Annotated in this window: 22 protein-coding genes; 9 read left to right on the top strand and 13 right to left on the bottom strand. The window is 44.3% G+C overall.

Features of this window, described 5'->3' with window-relative positions:
• Nucleotide 1 precedes the first annotated feature (1 nt).
• Nucleotides 2-4204: a DNA-directed RNA polymerase subunit beta' gene (gene rpoC, locus F0249_RS14985; RefSeq protein WP_113795399.1), complete on the top strand. Its 4203-nt coding sequence runs from the start codon at nucleotides 2-4 to the stop codon at nucleotides 4202-4204.
• A 317-nt stretch (nucleotides 4205-4521) separates the two neighbouring features.
• On the opposite strand, the gene F0249_RS14980 is transcribed toward rpoC, so the two are convergent.
• On the bottom strand, nucleotides 4522-5016 hold the full coding sequence (locus tag F0249_RS14980) for an Rsd/AlgQ family anti-sigma factor (RefSeq protein ID WP_040887246.1): 495 nt from the start codon (nucleotides 5014-5016) through the stop codon (nucleotides 4522-4524).
• Between the two features lie 172 nt (nucleotides 5017-5188).
• Here F0249_RS14980 and nudC point away from each other — a divergent pair, with 172 nt between their 5' ends.
• Both nudC and hemE read left to right on the top strand, forming a co-directional pair.
• Nucleotides 5189-5974 carry an NAD(+) diphosphatase gene (gene nudC, locus F0249_RS14975; protein WP_171757091.1) on the top strand — a complete coding sequence of 262 codons (786 nt, stop codon included), beginning with the start codon at nucleotides 5189-5191 and terminating at the stop codon, nucleotides 5972-5974.
• A gap of 292 nt (nucleotides 5975-6266) precedes the next feature.
• Nucleotides 6267-7334, top strand: coding sequence for a uroporphyrinogen decarboxylase (gene hemE, locus F0249_RS14970; protein ID WP_017053186.1), 1068 nt, complete (start codon nucleotides 6267-6269; stop codon nucleotides 7332-7334).
• 53 nt (nucleotides 7335-7387) lie between these two features.
• On the opposite strand, the gene F0249_RS14965 is transcribed toward hemE, so the two are convergent.
• Both F0249_RS14965 and F0249_RS14960 read right to left on the bottom strand, forming a co-directional pair.
• Nucleotides 7388-7966 carry a uracil-DNA glycosylase family protein gene (locus F0249_RS14965; RefSeq protein WP_171757090.1) on the bottom strand — a complete coding sequence of 193 codons (579 nt, stop codon included), beginning with the start codon at nucleotides 7964-7966 and terminating at the stop codon, nucleotides 7388-7390.
• A complete protein-coding gene (locus F0249_RS14960) occupies nucleotides 7966-8910 on the bottom strand; it encodes a D-2-hydroxyacid dehydrogenase (protein ID WP_171757089.1) in 945 nt (314 codons plus the stop codon). The genes F0249_RS14965 and F0249_RS14960 overlap by 1 nt, the downstream gene beginning before the upstream one ends.
• Before the next feature lie 71 nt (nucleotides 8911-8981).
• On the opposite strand from F0249_RS14960, the gene F0249_RS14955 reads away from it, so the two are divergent.
• Nucleotides 8982-9575 (top strand): YjaG family protein, encoded by a 594-nt coding sequence (locus F0249_RS14955; protein WP_113795403.1) that lies wholly within the window; start codon nucleotides 8982-8984, stop codon nucleotides 9573-9575.
• 61 nt (nucleotides 9576-9636) lie between these two features.
• On the opposite strand, the gene F0249_RS14950 is transcribed toward F0249_RS14955, so the two are convergent.
• Nucleotides 9637-10737, bottom strand: a complete 1101-nt coding sequence (locus F0249_RS14950) for a CNNM domain-containing protein (protein ID WP_171757088.1) — start codon at nucleotides 10735-10737, stop codon at nucleotides 9637-9639.
• 263 nt (nucleotides 10738-11000) lie between these two features.
• On the opposite strand from F0249_RS14950, the gene hupA reads away from it, so the two are divergent.
• Complete coding sequence (gene hupA / locus F0249_RS14945; RefSeq protein WP_017053190.1) at nucleotides 11001-11273, top strand: nucleoid-associated protein HU-alpha; 273 nt, start codon at nucleotides 11001-11003, stop codon at nucleotides 11271-11273.
• A gap of 43 nt (nucleotides 11274-11316) precedes the next feature.
• The gene (locus F0249_RS14940) at nucleotides 11317-12012 is read left to right on the top strand and encodes a DUF1481 domain-containing protein (RefSeq protein ID WP_017053191.1); all 696 of its coding nucleotides are present in this window, start codon (nucleotides 11317-11319) and stop codon (nucleotides 12010-12012) included.
• 71 nt (nucleotides 12013-12083) lie between these two features.
• On the opposite strand, the gene purD is transcribed toward F0249_RS14940, so the two are convergent.
• Nucleotides 12084-13376, bottom strand: a complete 1293-nt coding sequence (gene purD / locus F0249_RS14935) for a phosphoribosylamine--glycine ligase (RefSeq protein WP_017053192.1) — start codon at nucleotides 13374-13376, stop codon at nucleotides 12084-12086.
• 327 nt (nucleotides 13377-13703) lie between these two features.
• A complete protein-coding gene (purH, locus tag F0249_RS14930; RefSeq protein WP_171757087.1) occupies nucleotides 13704-15314 on the bottom strand; it encodes a bifunctional phosphoribosylaminoimidazolecarboxamide formyltransferase/IMP cyclohydrolase in 1611 nt (536 codons plus the stop codon).
• Nucleotides 15315-15597: 283 nt separating this feature from the next.
• Between purH and zntR the strand changes: the two genes are divergently transcribed.
• The 3 genes from zntR to F0249_RS20355 all read left to right on the top strand — a co-directional run bounded on the left by zntR (nucleotide 15598) and on the right by F0249_RS20355 (nucleotide 16998).
• Entirely contained in the window at nucleotides 15598-15996 is a 399-nt protein-coding gene (gene zntR, locus F0249_RS14925) for a Zn(2+)-responsive transcriptional regulator (RefSeq protein WP_017053194.1), read from the top strand.
• A gap of 81 nt (nucleotides 15997-16077) precedes the next feature.
• Nucleotides 16078-16380 (top strand): hypothetical protein, encoded by a 303-nt coding sequence (locus tag F0249_RS14920; protein WP_113795407.1) that lies wholly within the window; start codon nucleotides 16078-16080, stop codon nucleotides 16378-16380.
• Nucleotides 16381-16452: 72 nt separating this feature from the next.
• On the top strand, nucleotides 16453-16998 hold the full coding sequence (locus F0249_RS20355) for a prepilin-type N-terminal cleavage/methylation domain-containing protein (RefSeq protein WP_113795408.1): 546 nt from the start codon (nucleotides 16453-16455) through the stop codon (nucleotides 16996-16998).
• A 119-nt stretch (nucleotides 16999-17117) separates the two neighbouring features.
• On the opposite strand, the gene fis is transcribed toward F0249_RS20355, so the two are convergent.
• The 7 genes from fis to acs form a co-directional block, all read right to left on the bottom strand.
• Nucleotides 17118-17414 carry a DNA-binding transcriptional regulator Fis gene (gene fis / locus F0249_RS14910; protein WP_004729744.1) on the bottom strand — a complete coding sequence of 99 codons (297 nt, stop codon included), beginning with the start codon at nucleotides 17412-17414 and terminating at the stop codon, nucleotides 17118-17120.
• A gap of 23 nt (nucleotides 17415-17437) precedes the next feature.
• Complete coding sequence (dusB, locus tag F0249_RS14905; RefSeq protein WP_040887248.1) at nucleotides 17438-18406, bottom strand: tRNA dihydrouridine synthase DusB; 969 nt, start codon at nucleotides 18404-18406, stop codon at nucleotides 17438-17440.
• Between the two features lie 139 nt (nucleotides 18407-18545).
• Entirely contained in the window at nucleotides 18546-19433 is an 888-nt protein-coding gene (gene prmA / locus F0249_RS14900; protein WP_171757086.1) for a 50S ribosomal protein L11 methyltransferase, read from the bottom strand.
• Between the two features lie 182 nt (nucleotides 19434-19615).
• Entirely contained in the window at nucleotides 19616-20959 is a 1344-nt protein-coding gene (gene accC / locus F0249_RS14895; RefSeq protein WP_113795411.1) for an acetyl-CoA carboxylase biotin carboxylase subunit, read from the bottom strand.
• A 15-nt stretch (nucleotides 20960-20974) separates the two neighbouring features.
• Complete coding sequence (accB, locus tag F0249_RS14890; protein ID WP_113795412.1) at nucleotides 20975-21436, bottom strand: acetyl-CoA carboxylase biotin carboxyl carrier protein; 462 nt, start codon at nucleotides 21434-21436, stop codon at nucleotides 20975-20977.
• Nucleotides 21437-21526: 90 nt separating this feature from the next.
• Nucleotides 21527-21976 carry a type II 3-dehydroquinate dehydratase gene (aroQ, locus tag F0249_RS14885; protein WP_113795413.1) on the bottom strand — a complete coding sequence of 150 codons (450 nt, stop codon included), beginning with the start codon at nucleotides 21974-21976 and terminating at the stop codon, nucleotides 21527-21529.
• 293 nt (nucleotides 21977-22269) lie between these two features.
• Complete coding sequence (gene acs / locus F0249_RS14880) at nucleotides 22270-24219, bottom strand: acetate--CoA ligase (RefSeq protein WP_171757085.1); 1950 nt, start codon at nucleotides 24217-24219, stop codon at nucleotides 22270-22272.
• Nucleotides 24220-24360 lie beyond the last annotated feature (141 nt).

Below are 24360 nucleotides of genomic sequence, written 5' to 3'. Positions count from 1 at the left end.
CGTGAAAGACTTATTAAACTTTCTAAAAGCACAGCATAAGACCGAAGAATTTGATGCAATCAAAATCGGTCTTTCTTCACCAGACATGATTCGTTCATGGTCTTTTGGTGAAGTTAAAAAACCAGAAACAATTAACTATCGTACGTTCAAGCCTGAGCGTGATGGTCTGTTCTGTGCGCGTATTTTTGGTCCAGTAAAAGACTACGAATGTCTTTGTGGCAAATATAAGCGTCTGAAGCACCGCGGTGTTATCTGTGAGAAGTGTGGCGTAGAAGTTACACAAACTAAAGTTCGTCGTGACCGTATGGGCCACATTGAACTCGCTTCACCAGTTGCTCACATCTGGTTCTTAAAATCACTACCGTCTCGTATCGGTTTACTAATGGATATTCCATTACGTGATATCGAACGTGTTCTTTACTTCGAAATGTACGTAGTAACAGAACCGGGTATGACGGATCTAGAAAAATCTCAGATGCTTACTGAAGAAGAGTATCTAGATCGCCTAGAAGAGTGGGGTGACGAGTTCACTGCTAAGATGGGTGCAGAAGCGATCAAAGATCTGCTGTCTACTATGGATATGCACCAAGAAGCTGAACAAATGCGCGAAGAGTTAGAAACAACTAACTCTGAAACTAAGCGTAAGAAACTGACTAAGCGTCTTAAGTTAGTTGAAGCATTTATTCAGTCTGGCAATGATCCACAATGGATGATCCTTACGGTTCTTCCAGTACTTCCGCCAGATCTACGTCCTCTAGTACCACTAGATGGCGGTCGTTTTGCGACTTCTGATCTGAACGATCTATACCGTCGTGTGATCAACCGTAACAACCGTTTGAAGCGTCTTCTAGAGCTAGCTGCTCCGGACATCATCGTACGTAACGAAAAGCGTATGCTGCAAGAGTCTGTTGATGCACTTCTTGATAACGGTCGTCGTGGTCGTGCGATTACAGGTTCTAACAAGCGTCCTCTGAAATCTCTTGCTGATATGATCAAGGGTAAACAGGGTCGTTTCCGTCAGAACTTGCTTGGTAAACGTGTAGATTACTCTGGTCGTTCTGTAATCACAGTAGGTCCAACTCTACGTTTGCACCAATGTGGTCTTCCTAAGAAGATGGCACTTGAGCTATTCAAACCATTCATCTACAGCAAGCTAGAAACTCGTGGCATGGCGACGACAATCAAAGCAGCTAAGAAAATGGTTGAGCGCGAAGAAGCGATCGTTTGGGATATCCTAGACGAAGTAATTCGTGAACACCCAGTACTATTGAACCGTGCACCAACACTTCACCGTCTTGGTATTCAAGCGTTCGAACCAGTACTAATCGAAGGTAAAGCGATTCAGCTTCACCCACTAGTGTGTGCGGCATATAACGCCGACTTCGATGGTGACCAAATGGCGGTACACGTACCACTGACTTTGGAAGCTCAACTAGAAGCTCGTACCCTAATGATGTCGACGAATAACATTCTGTCGCCAGCATCAGGTGATCCGATCATCGTACCTTCTCAGGACGTTGTATTGGGTCTTTACTACATGACACGTGACAAGATCAACGTGAAAGGTGAAGGTATGTACCTTGCTGGCCCTGAAGAGGCTGAGAAGGCATACCGTACTAAGACTGCTGAGCTACATGCTCGCGTTAAAGTACGTATCACTGAAACAGTAGTAGACGAAGACGGTAACAGCACAACAAACACTGGCTTAGTTGATACAACTGTTGGTCGTGCAATGCTATGGCAAATCGTACCGAAAGGTCTTCCATACAGCATCGTTAACCAAAAGCTTGGTAAAAAACAGATCTCTAACCTGCTTAACGAGGCATATCGTAAGCTTGGTCTGAAAGATACCGTTGTTTTTGCTGACCAAATCATGTACGCAGGTTTCGCATACGCAGCACTATCTGGTGTTTCTGTTGGTATCGACGATATGGTTGTACCTCAAGCGAAGTACGACGAAATCGACGCAGCTGAAGAAGAAGTTCGTGAAATCCAAGATCAGTTCCAATCTGGTCTAGTTACTGCTGGTGAACGTTACAACAAAGTTATCGATATCTGGGCGTCTACTAACGACCGTGTTGCGAAAGCGATGATGGATAACCTATCGTTCGAAACAGTAGTTAACCGTGATGGTGATGAAGAACAGCAAGAGTCGTTTAACAGCATCTACATGATGGCTGACTCGGGCGCTCGTGGTTCTGCTGCACAGATTCGTCAGTTGGCGGGTATGCGTGGTCTGATGGCGCGTCCAGATGGTTCAATCATCGAAACGCCAATCACAGCGAACTTTAAAGAAGGTCTAAACGTACTGCAATACTTCATCTCAACGCACGGTGCGCGTAAAGGTCTTGCCGATACAGCACTGAAAACGGCGAACTCGGGTTACCTAACTCGTCGTCTAGTAGACGTTGCACAAGATGTTGTAGTACATGAGCACGATTGTGGCACTCACGAAGGTATCGACATGATGCCTCACATTGAAGGTGGTGACGTTAAAGTTGCACTTTCTGAGCTTGCTCTTGGTCGTGTTGTTGCTGAAGATGTTCTTAAGCCTGGTACTGAAGATGTACTGATCCCACGTAATACTCTAATTAATGAGAAGTGGTGTCAGATCATGGAAGATAACTCTGTAGATAGCATGAAAGTGCGCTCAGTAGTTACCTGTGATGCAGACTTCGGTTGTTGTGCACAGTGTTACGGTCGTGACCTAGCACGTGGTCACCTAGTGAACCAAGGTGAGGCAGTTGGTGTTATTGCTGCTCAATCTATCGGTGAACCGGGTACACAGCTAACGATGCGTACGTTCCACATCGGTGGTGCGGCATCTACTGCAGCAGCAGAGAACAGCATCCAAGCGAAAACAACTGGTACTGTGAAGCTTCACAACGCTAAGTTTGTAATCAACAAAGACAAGAAACTGGTTATCACCTCTCGTGCATCTGAGATGACGATTGTTGATGAGTTCGGTCGTACTAAAGAGAAGCACAAACTTCCTTACGGTTCGATTCTGAGCAAAGCAGACAACGATTCAGTAGAATCTGGTGAAGTTGTTGCTAACTGGGAAGCGCACACCATGCCAATCATCACTGAAGTGGCAGGTCGCATCCAATTTGTTGACATGATCGATGGTGTTACCGTTACTCGCCAAACAGATGACCTAACAGGTCTATCTTCAAGTGAAGTGACTGACGCAGCCGCTCGTCCAGCAGCAGGTAAAGATATGCGTCCAGCTATCAAACTTGTTGATGCAGCAGGCAACGATGTAATGATTCCTGGTACTGATATGCCAGCTCACTACTTCCTACCTGGTAAAGCGATTGTTAACATCGAAGATGGCGCAGAAGTTGGCATCGGTGACACATTATCTCGTATCCCTCAGAAATCTGGCGGAAACAAAGATATCACCGGTGGTCTACCACGCGTAGCCGACCTATTCGAAGCTCGTAAGCCGAAAGAGCCTGCGATCCTTGCTGAGCACACAGGTACTGTGTCGTTCGGTAAAGAAACGAAAGGTAAGCGTCGTTTAGTTATTACTCGTGATGGCGGTGACGCTTACGAAGAGATGATTCCTAAGCACCGTCAGCTAAACGTATTTGAAGGTGAGAAGATTGAACGTGGTGATGTAATCGCCGACGGTCCTGAAACTCCACATGATATTCTACGTTTACGTGGTATCCGCGCAGTAACTCAGTACATCGCAAACGAAGTACAAGAAGTATACCGTCTACAAGGCGTTAAGATTAACGATAAGCACATTGAAACTATCGTTCGTCAAATGCTTCGTAAGTGTACTATCACTAAAGCGGGTGACTCTGAGTTCCTACCTGGTGAGCAAGTTGAATACTCACAAGTTAAGATCGCTAACCGTGTACTAGAAGCAGAAGGCAAGGAGCTAGTGAGCTTCGAGCGTGAACTACTAGGTATCACTAAAGCATCTCTTGCAACTGAGTCATTCATCTCAGCAGCGTCGTTCCAAGAAACGACTCGCGTACTAACAGAAGCTGCGGTTTCTGGTAAACGTGATGAGTTACGCGGCCTGAAAGAGAACGTTATTGTTGGTCGATTGATTCCAGCTGGTACTGGTTTCGCTTACCACCAAGAGCGTCAAAAACAGCGTGAAGAAGAGCAAGAAGGTCCATCTGCTGAACAAGCAACAGATAACCTAGCTGCACTTCTAAATGCAGGTTTCTCTTCTAACGAGTAAGCTAGTGTAGAGATAAAGGCAGCGTAATGTTGCCTTGATAGATAAATCCTCGGGCCATGCTCGGGGATTTTTTTTATCTTTAGAAAATGAGCCATTTAATGCTGGTGGCTTTCTATCTGAAAGGAATAATTCGAGTAGTAAGTAGTAAGTAGTAAGTAGTAAGTAGTAAAGAGAAGGAATTGCTGATGAGAAGGGATAAATCGACTTAAGGCGAGTCTTATACTGATAAGAGTGTTTGGGCTGACATTACGATGCACAAAACCCTCTTACATCGTAAGAAGGTTTCGGTCTCTAATATTATCTTAGATATTGTATTATCAAGCGCCTGGTGGAACGGCTAAGCTGTCAGCGATGAGTCGAATGAGCTGATCTTCAACTTCAAAGCGAGCTTCCGTTACTTCGCCAATAAATGAGAGATCGCTATCTAGATTCTCAAGTAAATCTTCGCTCTGTATCGCTGCGTATTTGTCCGTAAAATTCAGTAGGGGCTCTGTGGTTAACACAATCTTGCCATAAGCTTGATTGATCTCTTCTGTCACTTCGAAACCTGTAGAACGCCACTTATCCATGACCATATCGTAAATTTTGAAATGTCCTTCAGAAATATAATCAACGAGATGTTGGCAAAATACCTGAAGCTCTTTTGGTGAAGGGAGCTCTGAGACAGCGCTGTTTGTTGTACAGGGCTGTAAAGTTGCGAGTTTACAGTATTCAACAATCAGTGATTGTCTGGTCTCGAGCCAATGGTCGATGACCTCACTTGAGCCACCCCACTGTTCTTGTACTTGTTTGAATTTATTTAGCATGACCATGTCCTCATGATCGGACCACAAGAGTGGTGATCGTCATCCGTGAAAAGCAAAGTATCCATAACACAATTTAAATTCTTATCTACCTGAGTTTTCGTTGATATTTCAATCTAAATTCTGGTATGAATTTAGATTGCCAGTAAAATGGAATAACTGCAAGTGGAGAGGAACAGAGATGTTAAAAAAAAGTGACAAAGGAACCAGCGACGTTTATTGGTGCATCGTTCTTGGCAGTGACTTATGGGTTGTAGATGGCACGCTTCCTTTAGGGAGTGCAAGTGAACTCGGCTTACCTTATGAAAAAGCCGTAAACATTGGTACCTATCAGGGGATTCCAGTGATGTGGTTAAACGATGCTGATGTAGATTGTCGCTATCCATTGACCTCTTTGCGCGAGTTACTGTTATTACCTGAAGCACTTTTTCTTCTCGCAAGCAAAGCTGTGCAGTATGGACACATGACACAAACTATGCGTTTCTGCGCTCAGTGCGGAGGACGCAATCACCTAAACCATAATCAGTTAGCCATGCAGTGTGGTGATTGTCGGACATTGCATTATCCGCGTATTTTTCCATGCATTATTGTTGGGGTAAGAAATAGTAAGCAGATACTGTTAGCGCAACATCCAAGGCACCGTAATGGTATGTACACAGTTATTGCAGGCTTCTTAGAAGTGGGTGAGACGTTAGAGCAATGTGTAGCGAGAGAAGTAAAAGAAGAAACTGGAATTGATGTGAAAAATATTCAATATTTCGGTAGCCAACCATGGGCATTTCCATCCAGTATTATGATGGCTTATATCGCAGAATATGAGTCAGGGGAGTTAAAACCAGATTATAGCGAGCTGACCGATGCGCAGTGGTTCTTGCCGAGTGAGATGCCAGCTGTTGCGCCTGAAGGGACGATTGCTCGTGCGTTGATTGAACATACGCTCGATCTGCTACATGAACCGACCACGTGAAAACGATGGTAATTCAACAAAATAGCTTTCAAATGATAAAAAAAACCCTCCGGTCAAGGAGGGGGTAAGTAAGATGTCGTTATGAGATGCTGAGTACTCTCATACTCAGTATTTATTATTTTAATTTTCGCTAGCGAGCAAATTTTTATCACGCTCTATAAACAGGTGCAAATTAAGCATTGATTTAAAAGTTAATAACTTGATCTAGGTTGCAAAGCACACAGCTTTTACAGTTAAATCAGTGTTAGAATAATGGCAAATAAATAGATATAGCTTTAATTGGAAGAACGGAATGACAGAATTAAAAAATGATCGCTATCTACGCGCCTTACTTAAGCAACCTGTAGATTGCACTCCGGTTTGGATGATGCGCCAAGCAGGCCGTTACCTACCAGAATATAAAGCTACGCGTGCACAAGCAGGCGATTTCATGTCTTTGTGTAAAAACGCAGAGCTAGCATCAGAAGTGACGCTTCAGCCTTTGCGTCGTTTCCCTCTTGATGCTGCGATCTTATTCTCAGACATTTTAACCATCCCTGACGCTATGGGACTTGGCCTATACTTTGAAACTGGCGAAGGTCCGAAATTCGAGCGACCAATTACTTGCAAAGCAGATGTAGAAAAAATCGGTGTGCCAGATCCTGAAGGTGAACTTCAGTACGTAATGAATGCAGTACGCCAAATTCGTAAAGATCTAAAAGGCGAAGTGCCTTTGATTGGTTTTTCTGGTAGCCCTTGGACACTAGCGACATACATGGTTGAAGGTAGCAGCTCTAAAGCCTTCACAAAGATCAAAAAAATGATGTATGCAGAGCCAGCAACCTTGCACCTGCTGCTAGATAAACTGGCTGACACGGTTATTGAATACTTAAATGCACAGATTAAAGCAGGCGCTCAGTCGGTGATGGTATTTGATACGTGGGGTGGAGTATTAACGCCTCGTGATTACAATGAGTTCTCACTTCGTTACATGCATAAAATTGTTGATGGACTGATTCGTGAAAACGAAGGTCGCCGTGTTCCAGTTACTTTGTTTACCAAAAATGGTGGCATGTGGTTAGAATCAATTGCGGCAACAGGTTGTGATGCGGTTGGCCTAGATTGGACGATTAACATTGCTGATGCAAAAGCTCGCATTGGTGACAAAGTCGCTCTACAAGGAAATATGGATCCATCGATTCTTTACGCTCAGCCTGAACGTATTCGCCAAGAAGTTAGCTCTATTCTTGAAGGGTTTGGTGATGCAGGAACAGGACATGTTTTCAACTTAGGTCACGGTATCCACTTAGATGTTCCACCTGAGAATGCAGGTGTGTTTGTTGAAGCGGTGCATGACTTGTCTAAGCCATACCATAAATAACGAATTGGTTATTTAATTGATTTAAAACGCCGACTTATCACAAGTCGGCGTTTTTATTTATCAGTTCCAAGGGTGGCTAAATGAGTGCGAACATAAGGAAGAACGCTCTGCTCGAACCAGCCATTGTTCTTGAGCCAAATATTATTTCGTGGTGATGGGTGAGGCAATGGGATGAATGTAGGCGCCCAACGTTGCCATTGTTGAACCGTTTCGGTGAGCGTTGTTGGCTTATTAGGAAGGTAATACTTTTGTGCATATTGCCCGATGAGTAGCGTCATTTCTACATTTGGAAGTTGTTCTAATACTCTTTGGTGCCATAGAGGCGCGCACTCTTTTCTTGGTGGTAAGTCGCCACTTTTACTTTTTCCGGGATAACAAAGCCCCATTGGGACAATCGCAACGAGGTTCGGATCGTAGAAATCGGATTTATCCATCGATAGCCACTCTCGAAGCCTGTCCCCACTCGCATCATCCCAAGGGATAGAGCTCCGATGTACCTTAAGCCCTGGTGCTTGGCCTATAATTAAGATCTTTGCCTTAGCTGAGGCTTGTATGATGGGGTTCGCTCCATCAATTAAGTTGGGACCACAAACTTGGCAGCGTCGAATTTCCTCGAGCAATGTATCAAGCATTAATAGCCCTTATCAAAATCAATTATATTATTGAGTTGGAAGCCATCTCGCCAAAGCTGGTAATTGTGCGCGAATATATTGACCACCTGACGAGGTTCACTCAAGGCCGCGATATGTGGAGTCACTGTTATCTGATTAAGCTTCCAGAAAGGGTGCGTAGGAGACAGCGGCTCATTTTCAAACACATCCAGAAAAGCATGTTCAATCCAACCGTTTTTTAGTGCCAATAAAAGAGATTTATTATCTAAAGTCTCACCTCGCCCAACATTAAATAGCAACGCTCGTTTGCAGTAACTCAATGTCTCTTCATTTAAGAGTGAACGGGTATTTTCAGTTGCAGGTAACGTATTTACAATAATATCCGCTTGCTGAAATGCGGCTTTTATTTCATTGATATGGAAAGTGTCTTTAAAGCCAAACTTTTCATTCACACTTAGGCTTTTGCTTGGGATCCCTGTTCGATTTATTCCAATAGTATGCAACCCGAGAGCTGACGCAGTTTGAGCAAGGTGGCTACCAATGGATCCTGTGCCCAGAATAACCATCACTTTTCCGGTCAGTGACTGATAGAAATGGGGTTGCCATTGCTGTTTGGCTTGTTGCTGGTGGTAGAGAGCAAAATGGCGGTAGTGGCTCATTGAGTAGCCCAATACATATTCTGCTATCGCGGGTCCAAAAATGCCTTTGATGTTCGTTAGCGTATAGTCTTGGCGCAAATCACCCGACACTAAAGCATTAATTCCTGCATAAGTGGATTGGAGCCAATCGAGTTGCGTGAACTCATTGAGTTTAGCCGCTGCAAGTGGGGGAGAAGCGAGTACAATTTCAGCTTGAGCAGGATCCTCACAGATCTCTAAATCGGGTAGAGACTGATTTTGAATGAGTTGTTTATAGGTGTCATCGTGTTCTGTGAGAATATACAGCTTATTCGAGAAATTGTTCATAGGCTTGTCTTTTTTCCCTAAGGTTTATCAAGTACACTTCTGCTGTCCTTTTCTGCAACTATTGAGTCACTATGCTACAGAATCCACTTCAGGTTCGTCTTGAAAAATTTGAACCTTGGCAACAAATTACTTTTATGGCTTGCCTGTGCGAGCGTATGTACCCTAACTATGCCATGTTTTGTGATAATACGAAATTTGCAGAAGCTCGCGTATATCGTGACGTGCTTGATAGTATCTGGGAAATTTTGACGGTCAAAACGGCTAAAGTTAATTTTGAACGTCAATTAGAAAAATTAGAAGAGTTATTTCCAAGCGCTGATGATTTTGATATCTACGCTGTCTATCCTGCAATGGATGCGTGCCAAGGGCTATCTACGTTATTGCATGGATTACTGGATCGTGAACAGCTATTTGACTGCATGATTAAGCTGAGCCAACAGTCAGTACTGACGGTTGCTCATTTAGAGCAAGCTCAAGGCGAAGATGAAATCACAAACGACAATCAAAAAGATAATGAAGCGGTTTGTGAGGAGTGGGACGTTCAATGGGCTATTTTCAGACCATTACGTGAAGCGGAAGCTCGTGACATTGAGTTGATCAAAGATTTGCGTCAAGAATTGCGCGATGAACCGTTAAGTAATATCGGTATCACGATCGATTACTAATCACGGAAACCATGTCTAAAACAAAAAAAAGCTCCTCGTAGGAGCTTTTTTTATATTGATGCTATTCGTGATTGTTTTTAGTCTGTTCGTTCTCATTTGAGATGCTGTCGTCGTCATCTCGACTTTCAATCACACCATGCTTGGTTTTCCATACTTCCCAGCGCTGAAACGCGAGTTCCTGCATATCCGTATTTTTATCCGCTTCATCGATAATCTCTTCCCCTAGTAGGTATTCAAAAATATCTTCTAAGGTGATCAAGCCTTGAATTGTTCCGTACTCATCCACGACGAGAGAGAGTTGCAGTCGATTAGCCATCATTTGGTCGAATGCTTTCGGGAGTGCTAGGTTATTGAGCATGACGTGAATCGGGCGCATGACCGCACCGAGCCGCTTCTCACCTTGGCCTAACTGCTGGAGCCTGAATAACTCAAGTCTGTGTACAAACCCGATGATATTGTCTTTCTGCTCGCTGTATATCAAAGGGCGAGAGAATGGTGTGTCTTTATGATGATTAAGAAAATCATTGATGCTTATCTCTGCATCGACCCGAAAAACAACGGTTCTTGGCGTCATTACTTGGGTGACAGGTACTTCTTGGATACCCAGTAAATTACTTAGAATTTTAGATTCACCTTCTGCAAATTCTCCGCTTTCTTTGGCAAGAATTGCCATTGCGGATAATTCATCACGCATTTTGGGCGCTACATGCCCTCGCGCCAAACGTTTGGTGATTTGTTCTGAGAACCATACAAAAGGAGTCAATGCCCATACCATCCAGCGCAGTGTGGTTGCCGTCATTGGAGAGAGTTGACGCCAATAAGTGGCACCGATTGTTTTCGGAACAATTTCAGAAAAAACTAAAATCCCCAGAGTTAACACAGCTGAAAAAACACCAAGCCATTGACTGCCGAAAACAACAGAAGCCTGAGCTCCTGCTGTCGCGGCTCCAATAGTGTGTGCGATGGTATTTAAAGTTAAGATCGACGCTAATGGTCGGTCAATGTCTGATTTCAGTTTAGATAACGCTTCAGCCGCAGGGTGTTCTTGTTGGCGCAGTTGTGCGATGTAACTAGGGCTGATACTCAGTAATACCGCTTCGAGAACTGAACAGATGAATGACACTCCAATTGCGATGGAGATGTAGATAATTAACAGCAGCATAATGCCTCTATATAAAAATAATTAAGGTCTCAATTGCACACGTTTTCAACGGTTTTACTGCAACTGAGACTCTATAAATTGGTTCTCAAAGCAGTAAAAACAAGGCATGGAGAAGGTTAATAGGTAACAAATTGTGAGTTATTACTCATATTATGGTTAAAAGTACGGCATTGGGACTAAAGATCGATGACAAACCTTTGCCAGATGGGGCATTTATGTTTTAGAGTGAGTTGAATTCGATAACCTATGAGAAGGGAAACCTAATGAACAAGACCCAATTAATCGACTTTATTGCTGAAAAAGCAGACCTTTCTAAAGCACAAGCAAAAGCGGCACTTGAAGCAACTCTTGGTGGCGTAACTGACGCTCTTAAAGAAGGTGACCAAGTCCAACTAATTGGTTTTGGTACATTCAAAGTGAACCATCGCAATGCACGTACTGGCCGTAATCCTAAGACTGGTGATGAGATCCAAATTGCTGCTGCAAATGTTCCTGCGTTTGTTGCTGGTAAAGCACTGAAAGATTCAGTGAAATAATTTAGACTACGCCGAGGTACTTTTATCTCGGCGTGATTCCTTAATGAAAAAACTTCTTTTAGCTTCTGTACTCACTTCTTTCCTACTTGGATGTTCCACGACATCACCACGACCTAATTTAGATCAGTTTTCAGAGTATTCTGGCGGCCTGTCTATGGGTGATGCAACAAGCTTCTATTGGTACACCGAAAAGTTAACCAAGCCAAACACCGCCGCTGATTATGTGAGTGCCGGGGATTACGGTTGGTATAAATCTGATTACCGATGGGATGAAAATCAACTGCGTGAATTCATCCGAGAAGGTCAACAGCTCAGCTTTTCTGACAACGGCTTGGTGCCATATCGCATTCATGTTCGTTTTAATAAAGAAGGTGACGCGATTTATCAGCAATACCGTTTGAATGGAAAAGTATTGCCTTTGCAACGTGAACAATTGCAGCGTTATCAACAAGAGTCGCTCGCTATTATTGATACAACAAAACAGCAGAATAGAGATGGTGTAGAGCTCATTCAAGGTTATTGGGACGGCAGCGAGTTTGAAACGTGCTCTGGACGCGAGTTTAATAAATTTGAATTTAATCAAACGTTACCGAGCTTTGTGATAAACCGTTTAGCCTCCATTGATAGCTATGTGGCGTTTTTAGGTAGGCAATCAAATCGTAAGCTTGAAGTGACAGAGTTGTTGATGCTTGCCGATGACGATCACGACTGTATTGAAAGAACATCGTTGCTTGACTAGCAAGAAGATGATTAAGAATTAAAAAAAGGCGCTCATTGAGCGCCTTTTTTGTGTCACATTAACGGGCCGGATTATTTTAGCTCGTTTTCGCGCTCAATCGCACGGTAACCAATGTCATTGCGGTGGAACATGCCATTCCAGCTTACTTGCTTTGTTAACGCGTAAGCACGTTCCTGAGCTTCAGATACGCTATTTCCCAGAGCGGTAGCACATAGTACTCGTCCCCCATCGGTGATCACGTCACCAGCAGTGTTATTCGCAGTACCAGCGTGGAAAACCTTTTGGCCTTCAACTTCGCTTGTTGGTAGTGAAATTACATCACCTTTTGCGTAGTCAGCAGGGTAACCGCCAGCCGCAAGAACCACACCGATCGAAGCGCGTGGATCCCACTTAGACTCTGCTTCATCGAGTTTCTCGTCGATAGCCATTAGGCAAAGCTCAACAAGATCCGATTCCATACGCATCATGATAGGTTGCGTTTCTGGATCGCCGAAGCGGCAGTTGTATTCGATAACCTTAGGTGTGCCGTCAGCATCGATCATTAGGCCTGCGTAAAGGAAACCGGTGTAAGGTGCACCTTCTGCATCCATGCCACGTACCGTTGGGTAGATAACTTCCTCAAGGATACGGTTGTGGATTTCAGGAGTTACTACTGGAGCTGGAGAATAAGCACCCATGCCACCTGTGTTAGGGCCAGTGTCTTTGTCGCCAACACGTTTGTGGTCTTGGCTGGTGGCCATAGGCAGAACGCTAGAACCGTCAACCATTACGATGAAGCTTGCTTCTTCGCCTTCAAGGAACTCTTCGATAACCACGCGGCTGCCTGCTTCGCCAAATGCGTTGCCTGCTAGCATATCTTTGATTGCGTCTTCAGCTTCTTCCAGTGTCATCGCAACGATAACGCCTTTACCCGCCGCAAGACCGTCAGCTTTTACTACGATTGGAGCGCCTTGCTCACGTACGTAAGCGATAGCTGGGTCAATCTCAGTGAAGTTTGCGTAATAACCCGTTGGGATGTCATGACGAGCTAGGAAGTCTTTGGTGAATGCTTTAGAGCCTTCAAGCTGTGCCGCCGCTTGAGTTGGGCCAAAGATTGGTAGGCCGACTTCGCGGAATGCATCTACCACTCCAATAACCAGTGGTGCTTCAGGGCCAACGATAGTCAGTTCGATTTTTTTCTCTTGAGCAAAAGCGACTAAACCAGCGATGTCTTCAACACCGATGTTTACGTTCTCAAGTTTCGGCTCAAGTGCAGTGCCTGCGTTACCTGGAGCGATGAATACCGTTTCAACGTTTGGGTTTTGTGCTGCTTTCCAACCTAGTGCGTGCTCACGACCGCCGGCACCGATAATAAGTACATTCATGTTTTAAAATCCTTATAGCTGCTTCAGAGCCTTTATTTCTGTGTCAAACATGCTCACTTATGGTCATAAGCTCCGCGTGTTTTCCTTGAACTCAAGTCACTGACTTGCTCTACGTATTTTAAATATCGGAATATTTAAAAAAACAAAATTATAAGTTTTGCTCAAAGTAGTTGGCGCTTGCGTCATTCAACTATTCGAGGCCGCTTTAAATCAGTGGGAGCGCTAACAAGGCGACAAGCGAGCTTATCCCTATGAGCATAGCCCGCTATGTGATTAGGGTAAGCGAGCGTAGTCAACGCAGTTACCGCCCCAATGATGACAAGAGAATTAGTGGCGGAAGTGACGCATACCAGTAAAGATCATCGCCATGCCATGTTCGTCTGCTGCTGCGATAACTTCATCATCACGCATAGAGCCGCCTGGCTGGATAACGCACTTGATGCCTGCTTCTGCTGCCGCGTCGATACCGTCACGGAATGGGAAGAATGCATCAGATGCCATTGCACAACCTTCAACAACTAGACCTTCGTCAGCCGCTTTGATGCCTGCTATTTTAGCAGAGTAAACACGGCTCATTTGGCCTGCGCCGACACCAATCGTCATGTCGCCTTTCGAGTAAACGATCGCGTTAGATTTAACGTACTTCGCTACTTTCCAGCAGAATAGAGCGTCTTTTAGCTCTTCAGCTGTAGGTTGGCGCTTAGAAACGACTTTTAGGTCGTCTTCAGAAACCATGCCTTGGTCGCGGTCTTGAACTAGCAGGCCGCCGTTAACGCGCTTCACGTCAAAGCCAGTCGTCTTCGTTGTCCACTCTCCACACTCAAGTAGGCGAAGGTTTTTCTTAGCCGCGACGATTGCTACTGCTTCAGCAGAAACAGACGGTGCAATGATAACTTCAACGAATTGACGCTCAGTGATAGCCGTTGCCGTAGCTGCGTCTAGTTCACGGTTGAATGCGATGATGCCGCCAAATGCAGACGTTGGGTCTGTTTTGAATGCACGGTCGTAAGCTTCTAGGATGTCTTCACCTAGTGCTACACCACATGGGTTAGCGTGCTTAACGATCACACATGCTGGCTGGTCGAATTCTTTCACACATTCAAGTGCTGCGTCAGTATCAGCGATGTTGTTGTAAGAAAGGGCTTTGCCTTGGATTTGGCGAGCCGTTGAAACTGATGCCTCTTCAGGGTTTGCTTCAACGTAGAATGCGGCTGCTTGGTGGCTGTTCTCACCGTAGCGCATATCTTGCTTCTTCTCGAACTGTTGGTTGAACGTGCGAGGGAATTTCGACTCTTCGTCAGCCTTCTTACCTTCTTCATCAAGTAAAGAGGCGCCGTAGCTAGGAACCATAGTACCGAAGTAGTTAGCTATCATGCCGTCGTAAGAAGCTGTGTGCTCGAATGCTGCGATAGCGAGGTCGAAGCGAGTCTCTAGCGTTAGAGATTTCTCGTTCGCGTCCATTTCAGCAACAACGCGCTCGTAGTCGTGTGCGTTAACCACGATAGTTACATCTTTGTGGTTTTTCGCTGCAGAGCGAACCATTGTAGGGCCACCGATGTCGATGTTTTCAACAGCGTCAGCGAGGGTACAACCTTCTTTAGCAACGGTTTCTGCGAATGGGTATAGGTTTACCACAACCATATCGATAGGGTTGATACCGTGAGTGGCCATCACGTCATCATCTTGGCCACGACGGCCAAGTACGCCACCGTGAACTTTCGGGTGCAGAGTCTTAACACGGCCATCCATCATTTCAGGGAAACCAGTGTAGTCAGATACTTCTGTCACAGAGATGCCTTTTTCAGCAAGCAGGCGAGCGGTACCGCCTGTCGATAATATATCTACACCACGGTTAGTTAGAGCTTGTGCAAACTCAACGATACCAGTTTTGTCTGATACGCTGATAAGAGCGCGGCGAATAGGGCGAGCGTTATTCATGCTTCCATCTTCCTCAAATTCACGGAGTTAAAGTTAAACTAAAGATATTTGCCAAAAAATGAACCTGTTCTTATTGCATTTTAAAGTCATACATTAAAAACTGGGTTTATTTTGGTAAAGACCTTTTGCGTTAATGGAGTGTATCTGTAACTCAAATTTGATGGCGCACATTCTAACCAATTAATGACATAAAAGCTCGCGCAATCGATTGGCATCTCAAAAATAATTATAAAAAAGTGCATTTAGGCGCTTAAAAGTAACGAAATGGTTAATAGAGGACATTATGTTTCAGATAGGAGAATTGGCAAAACGTTGTGGTGTAAGTACTGATACGCTACGTTTCTATGAGAAAAACCAGTTGCTTCATCCTGCTGGGCGAAGTGAATCTGGGTATCGTCTATATAATGAAAAAAATCAGCAACAAGTTACCTTCATCTTAAAAGCAAAATCTCTAGGGTTAAGTTTGGACGAGATAAAAGAGCTATTAGAGATTAAGTTGGAAGCAACACAGCATAGTTGTGCGGAAGTAAAATCGATCACGTCTTCTAAGCTCGATATGATTGATGAGAAGATTGCAGAATTGACGAAGATCAGAAGTGCATTGAAAAAGATTAATGACGCCTGTTGTGGGCATGTTGACGATGATGCGAGCCACTGCTCTATCTTGGCTGCATTAGAATAATGAGGTTTTTGTCTAGGCTCTTTCAATATTTGACGGCGAGATCAACTACACTGCTATAGTGTGTTTTATTTGGAGCAAAGAATGGCAGATCAAAATGTAGCGCAAATTTTAACGGCGTTTAGCAAAATTGAAGCTCAGTTGACGGCTCAGAATCGCACCTTGTCTGAATTGGCTGGAAAAGTCGATAAGCTTGAAAAGCAAAATATACAGCTGGTTAAGATGATTCAAGAAAAAACACACCTTGATAAATCCATGCAACAGTTAGATGGTGAGGGTAAAGTTGAAGTTACTCGACGCTTAAAGGTGTTGGAAGATAAATCAAAGAAAATTATCGATATGCTACAAGCGGGTGGTATTGGTGGTAAGAAAAGAGCTTGGCCTTAATGAATTCTATTTAGTCTTTGATACTTCAGATAGAATACGTGCCCATTTGTTGTTCAGTTAGTAGACGTGAAAATGAAATTAACGAAAGGTTTTACATTAATCGAGTTGGTTGTTGTGATTGTTGTTTTGGCTATTTTAACCGTTGTCGCTGCGCCAAGGTTTTTATCTATTAATGAAGATGCCGACGTATCCGTGGTTAAAGGTCTTAAAGGTGCATTATCATCATCGTTTGGGATCGCCTATGGAAAGTTGATTGTTGATGAGCATGATGTGACAAATCGCGTAATACTATTGGACCCACGAGATCCGGAAGATGCTTGGTGTAAGCCAATAGCACCAGAGGTTCAATGTTCATTTGCTTATGGCTACCCTTCAAGCCGTGGCACGATTAAATCGGTAACTGAACTTGGTGATGATTGGAATATTAACCAGAGTGGTGGGGATCAAAAAGTATTTAAAATATATCTTAAAAAAGATGCCGATACGACGAGCACTGAAGGTACTTATAGTGATTTTTCACCATTAGCAGGCTCTTGCTATGTTGAATATATCGTGGATTACACACTAGGTTTAGAACTCGATGACCGGATCCGAATAGCAAATAAAAACTGCGGCTAATGTTATACCGTTGATGGTTATTTGTCGCAGTTAGTCTAGTTCACTTTCATTGTTTCATTTACAAAAAAAGCCAAACTACGAATAGCTTGGCTTCAAAGTAAAATCACAGACGAACTGTATTAGTTCATGCCGTATTTTTTAAGTTTCTTACGAAGAGTACCACGGTTGATACCCATCATAGTTGCTGCGCGAGTTTGGTTGCCGCGAGTGTATTGCATGATAGTGTCTAGTAGTGGCTGTTCAACTTCTGCCAAAACTAACTCATATAATTCGCTGACTTCCTGACCATTTAATTGAGCAAGATAGTTTTTCAACGATGCTTTAACAGAGTCACGTAGTGGCTTCTGAGTGATTTGATCTTGTGATGTAACTGTAGTCACTGTTAATGCTTCTGAAGTCAGATTTTGTTCGAACATATTTGGTCTAGCTCTTCTCGTAATTATGATGCAACGTTATCAAAATAACCTTCTAACGCTTCAAGTTGCAGCGGTGCTGCTTCTATCGCATTGAAGGTACGGCGAAACTCACTGGCTTGCTCATGCTCTTTTAGATACCAACCCACATGCTTGCGAGCAATGCGAGGGCCTAAGTACTCCCCATAAAATTGGTGAAGTGCGTCAACATGACCAAGTAAAATGCTTTTTACTTCCTCAAGAGGAAGTGCAGGCATCGTGGTACCGTTTACCAAGTAGTGTTGGATTTCCTGAAAAATCCAAGGTCGGCCCTGGGCGGGACGTCCTATCATTAAAGCGTCTGCACCTGTGTACTCCAGCACATACTTCGCTTTCTCAGGACTGTCGATATCACCATTGGCGATAACCGGAATCGAGATAGCTTGTTTAACCGCTTTAATGTTGTCGTATTCGGCCTCTCCTTTGTACATACAAGCTTTTGTGCGCCCATGTAGCGCTAAAGCTTGGATGCCGCAGTCTTCGGCTAATTTCGCAATATGGACACAGTTTCTGTTTTCTGTGTCCCAGCCAGTACGGGTTTTCAACGTCACAGGAACATCGACTGCATTGACTACCGCCTTAAGAATATCTTCGATAATCTCTGGATACTGTAGCAAAGCAGAACCGGCTAGCTTTTTATTTACTTTTTTTGCTGGACAACCCATGTTGATATCGATGATTTGCGCACCGTTTTCAACACTAAATTGAGCCGCCTCGGCCATAAGCTGTGGGTCAGCACCTGCAATCTGTACAGAGCGAATGCCCGATTCGCCCTCATGTACCATGCGTTGTTGCGACTTCGATGTTTTCCATACTTTGGGGTTAGAGGACATCATTTCACTGACAGCCATCCCCGCACCATAGCGAAGACATAACTCACGGAACGGTCTATCCGTCACTCCAGCCATAGGGGCCACGATTAGATTGTTCTTAAGTTTATAATTTCCGATTTTCAAAACATCATCACAGTTCTGTACCAGCAAGGGCGCGCATTTTACGCATTTTTTCGCTCCGTGAAAAGACTAATATTTGAGCATTTACAATTTGTTTATGTAATTTGTATAAATTTCAGTCAATTAGGGCGTAAAGTCTTATCTAGCCTTGCTTGTAACCAGATATACGACACCACTCTTGCTGCTCTACTATCGGATCTATGTGAAGCTCATCACGATAATAATTGGCAACATCTTCAGCTTGTGTATCTAAAACACCCGACATGGCAAGTTGACCATTTGGCTTAATTAAGCCTTTGATGATGCCTGAAAGTTCACGCAGTGGACCAGCAAGAATGTTGGCAACGACCACATCAGCAGTGAAATTTTCAGGTTGGTCTTGAGGTAGGAATAGCTCAAGTTGATCGGCAACACCATTGCGTTGTGCATTATCTTTAGAGGCCGTTAATGCTTGAGGATCGATATCGATCCCAACCACTTTTGCCGCACCAAGCTTGATCGCCGCGATCGCAAGGATCCCTGAACCACAACCGAAATCAAGAACCGTTTTTCCTTTTAGGTCTAGGCCCTCTAGCCACTCTAAGCAAAGTGATGTTGTTGGGTGAGTACCTGTACCGAACGCTAAGCCAGGATCAAGCATCACGTTAATCGCATCAGGTTCTGGAACTTCACGCCAGCTAGGGCAGATCCATAAACGCTCACCAAACTTCATTGGGTGGAAGTTTTCCATCCATTCACGTTCCCAATCTTTGTCTTCGAGCTGCTCAACTTTATAAGCGAAACCTGCTTCAAGCATGTCGCTACTCTTGATTTGCGTGATGATGAAGTCTGTATTGGCTTCTGCGTCATATAACGCGACGATATCAGTATCACCCCAAAGTCGAGTCTCACCCGGCAGAGGTTCAAATACAGGCGTATCGTGTGCATCTAAAAAGGTGACAGATAACGCGCCTGTCTCTTCCATTAGCATGTCGCCAATTTGCTCTGCGTTGGCGTTAGTCGCATTAAGTTTGATTTGAATCCAAGGCATGATATTTGCTCTTTCGTTTCACGATGATTGAAAATTTGCTGCAGAGTCTACCAGAGTTCTACACAATTCAGAAAATAGAATAAAAAATGCCCACCGAAGTGGGCATTTTATGTGTTTCAATATTTCTGTATTTGATACGTCAATATCGAACACTTAAGCTTTTGCGTACAAGCTAAAAGTGATTATTGAAGACCAAGTTTTTTCTCAAGGTAGTGGATGTTTGCACCACCGTGTTGGAAATTCTCGTCATTCATAATAGCTTGCTGTAGCGGTACGTTCACGTGAATACCTTCCACAATCATTTCTGAAAGGGCGTTCTTCATGCGAGCGATAGCAACGTCGCGGTTCTCACCGTAAGTGATAAGCTTACCGATCATTGAATCGTAATGTGGCGGTACTGTGTAGCCTGTGTAGATATGAGATTCCCAACGAACGCCCATACCACCTGGAGCGTGGAAGCGTTGAATTTTGCCTGGAGAAGGTAGGAATCGTACAGGATCTTCAGCGTTAATACGGCACTCAATTGAGTGACCACGCAGTTTGATATCATCTTGTGTGAATGATAACGGTTGACCAGCAGCAATGCGTAGTTGCTCTTTTACCAAATCGATACCAGTCACCATTTCAGTGATAGTGTGCTCAACTTGGATACGAGTATTCATTTCGATGAAGTAGAATTCGCCATTTTCGTATAGGAATTCAAATGTGCCAGCACCACGGTAACCAATTTCGATACAAGCACGGGTACAACGCTCACCAATGTATTTACGCATCTCTTCAGTGATGCCTGGTGCCGGAGCTTCTTCCACTACTTTTTGGTGGCGACGTTGCATAGAACAGTCACGTTCACCTAGGTGGATTGCATTACCTTGGCCATCTGCAAGAATTTGAACTTCAATGTGACGAGGGTTTTCTAGGAATTTCTCCATGTAAACCATGTCGTTGTTGAAACATGCTTTTGCTTCAGCACGCGTCATCGCGATAGCTTCTGTCAGTTCTGCTTCAGAACGAACAACACGCATACCACGACCGCCGCCGCCGCCAGATGCTTTAATGATAACTGGGAAGCCGATGCGTTTTGCGTGAGCTTTGTTTTTCGCTTCATCATCGTTAAGAGGGCCGTCTGAACCTGGTACACAAGGAACGCCCGCTTTCTTCATTGATGTGATAGCCGATACTTTGTCGCCCATCATGCGGATGGTTTCCGCTTTAGGGCCAACAAAGATAAAGCCAGAGCGTTCTACTTGCTCTGCAAAGTCTGCGTTTTCAGATAGGAAGCCGTAGCCTGGGTGAACCGCAACCGCACCAGTTACTTCCGCTGCACTAATAATGCGAGGAATGTTCAGGTAGCTGTCGATACCGCGAGCAGGACCAATACAGATGGTTTCGTCAGCAAGAAGTACGTGTTTTAAATCACGGTCAGCAGTTGAGTGTACCGCAACGGTTTTAATACCAAGCTCTTTACATGCACGCAAAATACGTAGCGCAATTTCGCCACGGTTTGCGATAACTAATTTATCTAACATATCGAGTGACCTCTATTATTCGATCACAACAAGTGGTTGATCAAATTCAACGGGTTGGCCATCTTCAACAAGAATTGCAACCACAACACCAGATTTATCGGCTTCGATTTGGTTCATCATTTTCATCGCTTCAACGATGCAAAGAGTTTCGCCAGCAGTAACTTGTTGGCCTACTTTTACGAATGGTTTTGCATCAGGGCTTGAAGCACCGTAGAAAGTACCAACCATTGGCGAAAGAACTTGGTGTCCTGCTGGTGCAGCTGGAGCTGATTCTTCTGCTGTTGCTGCAACTGGTGCCGCGGCTACTGGTGCTGCTACAGGAGCGGCCATCGGTGCTGCTGCGTATTGGATTGGAGCAGGTGCACCAGTGTGGTTACGACTGATTCGTACCGACTCTTCACCTTCAGAGATTTCAAGTTCAGCAATACCAGACTCTTCTACTAGTTCGATAAGTTTTTTGATTTTACGAATATCCATCTTTTCTTTCTCTTTGTCTTGTTAAGTGACCTAAACTCTATGACCGAGTAGGTAAGTATTAGTTCTATCTATTCATATGTAATGAATAGATTACTTTGACTGGAGCTTGTTCAGCGCCGCAGCCAAAGCGAATTGATAACCTTGCGCGCCTAATCCACAAATAACGCCTTCTGCTTTATCGGATAGATATGAGTGATGGCGGAATGGTTCACGTGCATGAACATTGGATAAGTGCACTTCAATAAATGGGATCGCAACCCCGAGCAATGCATCACGTAGTGCTACGCTCGTATGAGTAAAAGCGGCAGGGTTGATGATGATAAAATCAACCTTTTGGTATGCAGCATGGATTGCTTCGATCAGTTCATATTCACGATTTGATTGCAGGTGGGTTAACTCCACCTCGGCTTCCTTGGCTTGTTCTGACAGGGCCGTCACTATTTGATCTAACGTTTGAGAACCGTAATGTGCGGGCTCTCTTAAACCGAGTAGATTAAGATTTGGGCCATTCAGAAGTAGAATGCTTAACTTTGCAGGCATCTTGGGCTTATCTTCCTTTATCGTGAAACGAATACCAATATTCCCATATTATTTACAAATCAGCGTTAATTTCTAGTGAAAAAAACACTGATTTTTAAATTTAGAACCAGATTATAGCTAATTCAGCGCAAATGGCAGCAATTTACTGGTCTTATCTCTCTGTTAGGGGCATGGTTTTTGTAACCAAGTTAACAAAAATGGTCGTTATCCTGCCATTTAATACGGATATTTGTGAGCTGGAATGGATCAAAAAAGCCGCCAATACACTGGCGGCTTGTGATTAATTATATGTCTTAAGCAAGTTCTGCTTTTTCAGCGATCAGCTTATCAACAACACTCGGGTCGGCAAGGGTGGATGTATCTCCGAGGTTACTGGTGTCTCCGGTAGCGATTTTACGCAGAATGCGACGCATGATTTTACCTGAACGTGTTTTTGGTAAGGAGTCAGTCCAATGCAGTACGTCTGGCGTAGCTATCGGGCCAATCTCCTTACGAACCCAATCTTTGACTTCTTTATGCAGCTCTGCACTTGGGAATTCACCATCATTAAGAGTGATGTAAGCGTAGATGGCTTGGCCTTTAATGTCATGTGGCACACCAACAATTGCAGCTTCAGCAATTTTATCGAATGCGACGAGTGCGGATTCGACTTCAGCGGTCCCCATTCGGTGACCTGATACGTTGAGAACATCATCCACACGACCGGTGATCCAGTAATAGCCATCTTCGTCTCGTTTTGCACCGTCACTGGTGAAGTACATGCCCTTGAACGTTGAGAAGTAGGTCTGTTCGAAACGCTCGTGATCGCCATAAACGGTACGCATTTGGCCTGGCCATGAATCGAGAATAACTAGGTTACCTTCAGCGGCGCCATCAATGATATTCCCCATATTATCGACTAACGCCGGTTGTACACCGAAGAATGGGCGAGTGGCTGACCCCGGTTTTAGGTCGGTTGCTCCTGGTAGTGGGGCAATGAGGATCCCGCCTGTTTCTGTTTGCCACCAAGTATCAACAATCGGTGAATTTTCATTACCTATGGTTTTGTAGTACCACTCCCATGCTTCAGGGTTAATCGGTTCACCAACCGATCCCATGATGCGTAAGCTACTACGTGAGGTATCTTCAACCGCTTCGTTACCTTTCGCCATTAATGCTCGGATAGCAGTCGGCGCAGTATAAAGAATATTTACTTGGTGTTTATCGACCACTTTACTCATGCGATTGGTGTTCGGGTAATTAGGAACACCTTCAAACAGAATGGTTTTCGCCCCGTTGGCAAGTGGGCCATAAATGAGATAAGTATGCCCTGTAATCCAACCCACATCGGCGGTACACCAGAACACTTCGCCTGGCTGGTAGTCAAAGACATATTTGAATGTCATTGTGGCATAGACGAGGTATCCACCTGTGGTATGCAGCACGCCTTTAGGTTTGCCTGTTGAGCCGGATGTGTAGAGGATGAATAGTGGATCCTCCGCTTTCATCTCTTCTGGGGGGCAAATTTCAGAAACCGTTGATGTTGCTTCATGCCACCATACATCACGATGATCGTGCCATTTCACATCACCGCCAGTACGTTTGAATACGATGACCTTATCAATGGTTTTTACATCAGGGTTAGTCAGCGCTTCATCGACGTTTTTCTTCAGAGGTACTGCTCGCCCACCACGAACACCTTCATCCGCAGTGACAACAATTTTTGAATTAGAGTCAATGATACGACCTGAAAGTGCTTCTGGTGAGAACCCGCCAAATACGACGGTATGGACTGCGCCAATACGAGTACAAGCTAACATGGCGACAGCCGCTTCGGGCACCATTGGCATGTAAAGACAGACGACGTCACCCTTACGAACTCCTTGCTCTTTGAGAGCGTTTGAGAACAGGCACACTTCTTTGTGGAGTTGATTAAAGGTTAGGGTTTTATCATCGGCTGGGTCATCGCCTTCCCAAATAATCGCCACTTCATCACCGCGTTCCGCTAGGTGGCGATCAATACAGTTGGCTGACACATTGAGTGTACCGTCGTCAAACCAGCGAATATCAACATGACCCGTATCGAAAGACGTACTTTTTACGTGAGTAAAGGGTTTAATCCAGTCTACTATTTTCCCGTGTTCGCCCCAGAATCCTTCTGGATCTGAAACGGATTGCTGGTACATCGCTAGGTAGGTATCTTCATCGGCGTGGGTTTGCGCTTTGATGTTCTCTTTTACTGGATAAATATGGGCTTCACTCATTGCATCTCTCCTTGTGCCTTGATCTTTTATCTTCTGGGCAAATTCCGTTTAGGCGTTGTTGTGATTGTTTGATATTGAATACCGCTATGCCTATAACTCTCTGCCAGTAGGCGAGTTTCTACAATTAGACTTTAGGATGAG

It is taken from the genome of Vibrio sp. 03-59-1, from assembly GCF_013114135.1.
Taxonomy (GTDB): Bacteria; Pseudomonadota; Gammaproteobacteria; order Enterobacterales; family Vibrionaceae; genus Vibrio; species Vibrio cortegadensis.
This window is presented reverse-complemented; position numbering and strand designations above follow the sequence as displayed.